This window comes from Dasania sp. GY-MA-18 (assembly GCF_024734385.1).
Taxonomy (GTDB): Bacteria; Pseudomonadota; Gammaproteobacteria; order Pseudomonadales; family Dasaniaceae; genus Dasania; species Dasania phycosphaerae.
On the sequence record NZ_JANHAP010000003.1, the window covers coordinates 371620 to 377998 of the forward strand.

General features: G+C 47.2%; 10 protein-coding genes. 1 reads left to right on the forward strand and 9 read right to left on the reverse strand.

Features of this window, described 5'->3' with window-relative positions; genetic code table 11:
- Positions 1–42: 42 nt before the first annotated feature.
- From NO559_RS05860 to NO559_RS05890, 7 genes are all read right to left on the reverse strand, one after another.
- A complete protein-coding gene (locus tag NO559_RS05860) occupies positions 43–309 on the reverse strand; it encodes a hypothetical protein (RefSeq protein ID WP_258330866.1) in 267 nt (88 codons plus the stop codon).
- 116 nt (positions 310–425) lie between these two features.
- Positions 426–806, reverse strand: a complete 381-nt coding sequence (locus NO559_RS05865; RefSeq protein ID WP_258330867.1) for a TonB-dependent receptor — start codon at positions 804–806, stop codon at positions 426–428.
- 21 nt (positions 807–827) lie between these two features.
- A complete protein-coding gene (locus tag NO559_RS05870; RefSeq protein WP_258330868.1) occupies positions 828–1265 on the reverse strand; it encodes a hypothetical protein in 438 nt (145 codons plus the stop codon).
- 41 nt (positions 1266–1306) lie between these two features.
- Positions 1307–2086, reverse strand: coding sequence for an SDR family oxidoreductase (locus NO559_RS05875; RefSeq protein ID WP_258330869.1), 780 nt, complete (start codon positions 2084–2086; stop codon positions 1307–1309).
- A 106-nt stretch (positions 2087–2192) separates the two neighbouring features.
- Positions 2193–3155, reverse strand: coding sequence for a calcium/sodium antiporter (locus NO559_RS05880; RefSeq protein ID WP_258330870.1), 963 nt, complete (start codon positions 3153–3155; stop codon positions 2193–2195).
- A gap of 12 nt (positions 3156–3167) precedes the next feature.
- The gene (locus tag NO559_RS05885; protein WP_258330871.1) at positions 3168–3548 is read right to left on the reverse strand and encodes an STAS/SEC14 domain-containing protein; all 381 of its coding nucleotides are present in this window, start codon (positions 3546–3548) and stop codon (positions 3168–3170) included.
- Between the two features lie 132 nt (positions 3549–3680).
- Positions 3681–4052 (reverse strand): hypothetical protein, encoded by a 372-nt coding sequence (locus tag NO559_RS05890; protein ID WP_258330872.1) that lies wholly within the window; start codon positions 4050–4052, stop codon positions 3681–3683.
- A gap of 59 nt (positions 4053–4111) precedes the next feature.
- On the opposite strand from NO559_RS05890, the gene NO559_RS05895 reads away from it, so the two are divergent.
- Positions 4112–4507, forward strand: coding sequence for a group II intron maturase-specific domain-containing protein (locus tag NO559_RS05895; protein WP_258330873.1), 396 nt, complete (start codon positions 4112–4114; stop codon positions 4505–4507).
- Positions 4508–4966: 459 nt separating this feature from the next.
- On the opposite strand, the gene NO559_RS05900 is transcribed toward NO559_RS05895, so the two are convergent.
- Together NO559_RS05900 and NO559_RS05905 are read right to left on the reverse strand one after the other, a co-directional pair.
- Entirely contained in the window at positions 4967–5476 is a 510-nt protein-coding gene (locus tag NO559_RS05900) for a YgcG family protein (RefSeq protein WP_258330874.1), read from the reverse strand.
- Positions 5477–5526: 50 nt separating this feature from the next.
- The coding region (locus NO559_RS05905) for an IS3 family transposase (RefSeq protein ID WP_258330875.1) at positions 5527–6379 on the reverse strand (853 nt) is incomplete at its 5' end.

A 6379-nucleotide genomic window follows, 5' to 3' on the forward strand; every position in this document is an offset into this window, starting at 1 on the left:
GTGTAAAAAACGGGTTATAAATTGTTTGCGCGGGCAGCAGCCTTAATCAGGGGTGGCTTGCTCGTGGGCGCGGCGTTTAAATGCTCTCGCCACTTCTTTGAGCAGGCCCTCATCACAACTGCCATGATACTCCAACCAGTGCAGCGTGTTATTGGCTGCAACTATGCTACCTGAAATAATAAAACTACCCGCGGGCACCACTATACCCAAAGCCGCGAGGCAGGCCTTGGCGTCATGGCCGGAATGACCATGGCAGCTGTAGCTATGCTTAATACTGTTGCTGCTTAGGCTGAGTTTTCGCGTTTGCATATTGCACTGTTCAGCATAGGGTTGCTGGCTGGCAGTTTTGGGGGTGAACAGGCAACCGCTAAGCAATAATAGCGTTAGCGAGCTTAGCGCTAGCCGCCCCGTGGCTGGGTAAATATTTATAACGGGGCCTGCGGTGTTTTAATGAGTTGTGTGGCCATCAGTATCACGCTAACCAGCACCGTAATAGAGGCCAGTGCCAAAATAGGGTCTAGGGTGGTGGCGGCTAAGCTGCGTTGGTAAAGCAAAAACAAAGCAACAAATAAAACCAAACTGCCTATATGATGGCTGTAATACTGCAGCCTGGCCAAGCGAGGGTAGCTACCATCTAACCACAGCTTATGGCATAAGCCATAAATAAACGACACCACAAAACCCAAAAGCATAATATGGGCATGGGTAACTAATTGGCTGTGATTTTTTGAGGCCGCCATATAAATCCCCAGCACTAAACCGGCTATGGCATAGGCAAAGCTTGATAACACATATTTTCTATCCATAGAAAACTCCTGGTATTGTTATTAAGGTTTAGGGAGAGCAGTGTTATTTATAGTGATGGTTGTGGGTTTGCACCAGTTTTGCTGCCAGCGCTGTTTTTTTTGTTTGGCGCTTTGTTGGCTAAAGTTGCGTTTAACTGGCGCTAATAGCTGGTTTTGTTGATGTAGGCATTGGCTATTGAGGGCGGCGTAGATTTCACCCTCTATGTCGGCGCTAACAAAAACAACTTGTTGGCACTTTGTGCACTCATGAAATACGGCGCTATGTGAGCCGTGCTGGTGGGTGGCATGAAATAGCTGGTTGTTGATATGTATGGCAACGGGACTGCCCGCTTGAGTAACGTAGGCAGCGTTATGGGCAAGGCAGTAGCTACACTGGCAGGCTCTGGGGGTTAGCCTGCTGTTGTCGCAGCGCCAGATAAACTGAATATTATTGCAAGCACAGCTGCCGTGTAGGCTCATCACACATTCCAAGATTAATAATTGGGCTACGTATTATTCAATTACATAGTGCTATTTATAGCCCCGCCATCCAGCAAAATATTTTGCCCTACAATAAAGCCTGCATGCTGCGAACATAAAAAAGCACAACTAGCGCCAAACTCGGCGGCGGTGCCGTAGCGGCCAGCGGGTATGGTGGCTTGGCGTTGTTGGCTGGCGGCTTCTAGGCTGATGTTTTGCTCTTGCGCCACGGCTGTGTCTAAGGCGGTGGCTCTGTCGGTGGCGTGTATGCCGGGCAGCAGGTTGTTAATGGTAACGCCGTGGGGGGCGACTTGGCGGGCAGTCCCAGCCACAAAGCCGGTGAGGCCCGCGCGAGCTGAGTTGGATAGGCCCAGTACCGGTATGGGGGCTTTAACCGTACCGCTGGTGATGTTAACGATGCGACCCCAGCCTTTGGCTATCATATTGGGCATGATGGCCTGCATTAACGCGATAGGGGTAAGCATATTGGCGTCCAAAGCGGCAATAAAATCCTCCCGCTGCCAATCGCTCCACATACCCGGTGGTGGGCCGCCGGCATTGGTAACCAATATGTCTACATCGCTGGCTTGCTCTAACACGGCGGCTTGCCCTTGTGGGGTGGTGATATCGGCGGCAATGGCTAGCACCGCTACGCCGTAGTGTTGGCGTATGTGCTCGGCGGTGGCCTCTAGCGTTTCTGGGTTGCGGCCGTTAATAATTAAATCAACGCCCTCGGCCGCTAGGGCCTCGGCGCAGCCGCGCCCCAAGCCCTTGGATGATGCGCAAACCAAAGCGCGCTTGCCCTTAATACCCATGTCCATAGTAATGCCTCTGCGTGGTTAAAAAAATATTAAGGAATGTTGCCAGCAGCAAAGCAGAAAGGAAAGTGTTGCCGGCTAATATGAGCTGTTGAACTGCGCATAAAGATTAAGCAGAGAAAAATAAGTAGCTGGCCGCAAGGTAGCTAAGGTAGCCCAATAATAAAATGCCCCCTTCAATGCGGCTTAGCTTTCGGCCAGTGCAGAGAAATAAAAATAGTAACAGTGCTACGCCTAGCATGACCCATTGATCAAATACCAAAACTCGGCCTGTTACCGCTAGCGGTTGTAATAGGGTAGACACCCCGAGTATGCCCAGAATATTAAAAATATTACTGCCTAAAATATTACCTACAGCAACGTCTGCATGCCTGCGTAGCGCGGCAATAACCGAAATAGTGAGCTCCGGCAGCGAAGTCCCCACTGCTACTAAAGTTAAGCCGATAACGGCCTCTGATACCCCTAAGCCTGTTGCTATGCCTACCGCGCCCTTAAGTAAAATTTGTGAGCCTGCAATTAACAGTGCTAAACCGCCTATAATCTCAACACTGGTTAGGGTTATAGACTTGGGCAGTTTTTCGATTTCTTCGGCCTCAGCTATATGCAGCTGGCCAGAGGGTGCAGCGATATTTTTCTCGGTGCAATAGGTCCATACTAAGTAACTAAGCAATGCAATTAAGAGAATAAGCGCGTCTATTAAGGTTAAGGGGCCGCCACTGGCCAGTAAAATAAACAGCAAGCTGGCAGCAATAACCATAGTGGCATCACGGCGTAGTGATAGCGGTGATACGGCTAGCGGGGTGATCGTTGCACATAGCCCTAGTATCAACAGAATATTGGCAATATTGCTGCCTACCACATTGCCTATGGCAATATCCGGTTGGCCATTGATAGCGGCATTAGCAGAAACGACCAGCTCAGGCATAGAGGTGCCAAACCCTACGATCACCAGCCCCGAGAGTAAAGGCGATACCCCAGCCCTTTTGGCAAAGCCCAGTGAGCCCCGTATTAAACCTTCACCGCCTGCTGTTAGCAGGGCAACTCCTATTAGTAAATAAAAAGTATCTAACATGTGATATTGCTACTATTCACTAAGCCATTGTAAGGCTGCATTTTCATCTTCAAAAAATTCTACCTCGCCGGAAACAAACCATCTGCCAACCTTGGCCGCTAACGCCTGCCATTGTTTATTGCCAATAATGGCAATTTTAACAAAGTGGTTGCCGTGCTTTAGCCCTAATTTAAAATCATCCCAAGCGGCCCTTAGCTCCCAACCCTCTAATTCGGAGGCGTCAACAAACGCTTTAACCTTAGCTTGTTTAAGCTCAGCTAGGGCGGAGTCAATCATAGGGCTAATGGTTTCATAATCTTGGTGGGTGAGTTTTCCTGTGGCCTTTAGTGTTAGAAAAAAATCATTGTTAACTCTGTCTATACCAATGCTAAGGCCGTGCCTTTGTATACCCATGTTTGCTCTCCTTGGTGCTAGTGCTGCTAGGTACAGTTTAGCCGGTATATGGCGCTTGCGGGTTAGCTAGCCCCAAAGTTGAGGGTTGAGTTGCCAAATAGAATAGCTAAGTGCTAGAGAAAAACAACAATTTCAACGCCTAGGTAAGCCGTCGCGCTTGACTGCGGTGTTATCTTTTTTACTTGGCATGAAGGCAGCTATTACTACGCACACTATACCGGTGCCAAACATAAACCATACTTTTTCTTGTTGAAGAGTTTGGATTCGTGTATGCGACAAAATCATTACATTATTTACGGTAACACCCCAAACCTGATTAATTTCGGAGTAAATGACTAGGCGAAGGTTATCCCCGATGCTTACTCTATTAAAAATTCTCTTGGTTTCAGACTGTTCGTAGCTGCGAAACAGGTATGGCTGTTTGTGGCCGGTTAAAATTAAGTAGAGATCAAGCCGCTCAACTATGGAATCACTATTTTCTTTGAGTACCTCAACAAGCTGCAAGCAAGTTCCTTGGGTTTACCTTTAAGGGCACTCGCATTCACTGGCATCCGAAAACGCTGTTGAAATTTAAGCAGCAAGTCCGGAAACTAACGAGCCGCAACTGGGGCGTGTCGATGAAATACCAGCTGTTCAGGATCAGCCAGTATTTACGTGGCTGGATTAATTACTTTGGTATCGTTAGCGGCTATCAACATTGCGTCGAACTCGATCATTGGATTCGTCGTAGAGTGCGGATGGCATACTGGCGACAGTGGCGTAAGCCGCGCACCAAGGTAAGAAATCTGATGAGGTTGGGCGTTCACATGCAGGCTGCGGTTGCGTGCGGTATTACCAGCAAAGGGCCATGGCGCAGCTCTAAAACACCGGGGATTAATCAGGCATTATCCAATGCTTACTTAAAATCTCAGGGTTTGTATGAGCTGCGAGATGGATGGATTAAGCTTCACCATTCTTAGTGAAACGCCCTGTGCGGACCCGCATGCAGGGTGTTGTGGGGAAGGCTGGTTAGATACCAGTCCTTACCCGATTAAATTAGCGCCACACTGGCCACGAACAATAAGACGTTGCGTAGCGATAGCGTAGCTTTTGTTTGTGGTGGCACCCGATAGATACATGAGCTTTCCGATGCCCCGATTATTATTAGTGGCAACCTTTGCCGAATAGACTGAGTTTGCCGATAAAACATAACTTTGTAAATGGCACTAGGAACGAACGTGATGACATATGATGTTGCACATTCCTTGATGCCTGACTGCCAGCGAGAGGCACGATAGCTTTAGCTAAGCTGAACTACCGCTAATAATTATTTTTTGCCGCGCAATTTAACGCTTAGTGAATGGGCAGTGTTGCTGCGAAGCAGCACTTTTAGCTGTCCAGCCAGCTTGCTGGCGAACATTGCACGTATTGTTAGGCCCTTAAGTGGCACGGCATATCTCAGGGCGCTGCTTTAACTCTATATTGTACTGACGTGCTAGCACCATAAGTTCATTTACTACAGACTGGATGGCACCCTGCACATTATTTTCTCTCAGCTTTGGAATTGCGTACTTTTGAATTACATCAGAGGTTACAGAATTAGATATGTATCGTTCTATTCCCAGACCCAGTTCTATACGTATCTTTTTGTCGTTTAGCGCCAGAAGAATAAGCATGCCATTGTCTAGGCCTTTATATCCAAGTCGCCAGTCTCGTGCATATTTAAGGCTAAACTCTTCGATACTTTCATTTCCTGTTGTGTCCAGAACTGCCACTCCTATTTGGTGACACGTTTCAGATTCGTATTTTTCAAGTGCTTTTTCTAATGATAGAACTTCATAGTCAGTGAGAATACTTAATGAATCTCTGACTCTACCTTCATGATCACTTTCAGTGCATGCGGATATCGCGATGCCCATAGTGATTAATATAATTTTAAATATTCGCATAACGTCCAATGTGTTGAGGCTAATCCTACCCACAAAAAGTAGACACGTTGTTACGCGCACTTCTCGTAATAAATTCGTTCGTATTCCTTAGGGCTTTTGTAGCCATTGGTGGAATGTCTCCTGACGCTGTTGTAGAACAATTCAATGTATTCAAACACGCAACTATAGGCCTCATCAAGTCCATTAAAGGATTCAGTATGAATAGACTCCACTTTAAGGCGTGCGAAGAAGGATTCTATGACCGCATTATCCCAGCAATTTCCTTTTCGGCTCATGCTGAATTTAATGTCTTCATCGAGTAAGCAGCGTTGATACTCATTGGATCGGTACTGCACGCCGCGATCGGAGTGTAGGATTAAACCAGGTTTAACCTGTCGCTTCGCAACGGCCATTTCAAAGGCCTCAAGGATAAAATCGGTCGTCATCGCTGCATCCATTGCCCAGCCGATAATTTGCCGTGAAAACAGATCCATAATGACAGCGAGATAAACATGCCCTTTTTTCACTTTAATATACGTGATGTCAGAGACCCATTTCTCATTGGGTTTATCCGCCGTAAAATTACGACGTAATAAGTCTTCACTAACGTGATTAAACTGATTGGGCGAAGGAAAGTATTTATAATTCTTGCCGTTACGGGCTTTTAAGCCGGACTGAGCCATTAACTTAGCAATGTGATTAACACTGCAAGGGATACCGCTTTCATTCAGTTCTACGGCCACTCTAGGTGCCCCATAACGCTTCTTATATTGGTTGAATGCTACAACGACAGCCTTCCGCACATGCTCGCGCTGGAGCGCCTGCTGGCTTGGTGTTCGTGATCGCCATTTGTAATAGCCAGAGCGGCTAACAGAAAGCCAGCGACACATTCTCAATACAGCATAGACATCACGCAGTGATTCT

What these genes read in the sequence shown, in the direction of transcription:
- NO559_RS05900 (WP_258330874.1), bottom strand. Translation starts at nt 5,476, where the DNA reads ATGCGAATATTTAAAATTATATTAATCACTATGGGCATCGCGATATCC.
- NO559_RS05875 (WP_258330869.1), bottom strand. Translation starts at nt 2,086, where the DNA reads ATGGACATGGGTATTAAGGGCAAGCGCGCTTTGGTTTGCGCATCATCC.
- NO559_RS05885 (WP_258330871.1), bottom strand. Translation starts at nt 3,548, where the DNA reads ATGGGTATACAAAGGCACGGCCTTAGCATTGGTATAGACAGAGTTAAC.
- NO559_RS05865 (WP_258330867.1), bottom strand. Translation starts at nt 806, where the DNA reads ATGGATAGAAAATATGTGTTATCAAGCTTTGCCTATGCCATAGCCGGT.
- NO559_RS05880 (WP_258330870.1), bottom strand. Translation starts at nt 3,155, where the DNA reads ATGTTAGATACTTTTTATTTACTAATAGGAGTTGCCCTGCTAACAGCA.
- NO559_RS05870 (WP_258330868.1), bottom strand. Translation starts at nt 1,265, where the DNA reads ATGAGCCTACACGGCAGCTGTGCTTGCAATAATATTCAGTTTATCTGG.
- NO559_RS05860 (WP_258330866.1), bottom strand. Translation starts at nt 309, where the DNA reads ATGCAAACGCGAAAACTCAGCCTAAGCAGCAACAGTATTAAGCATAGC.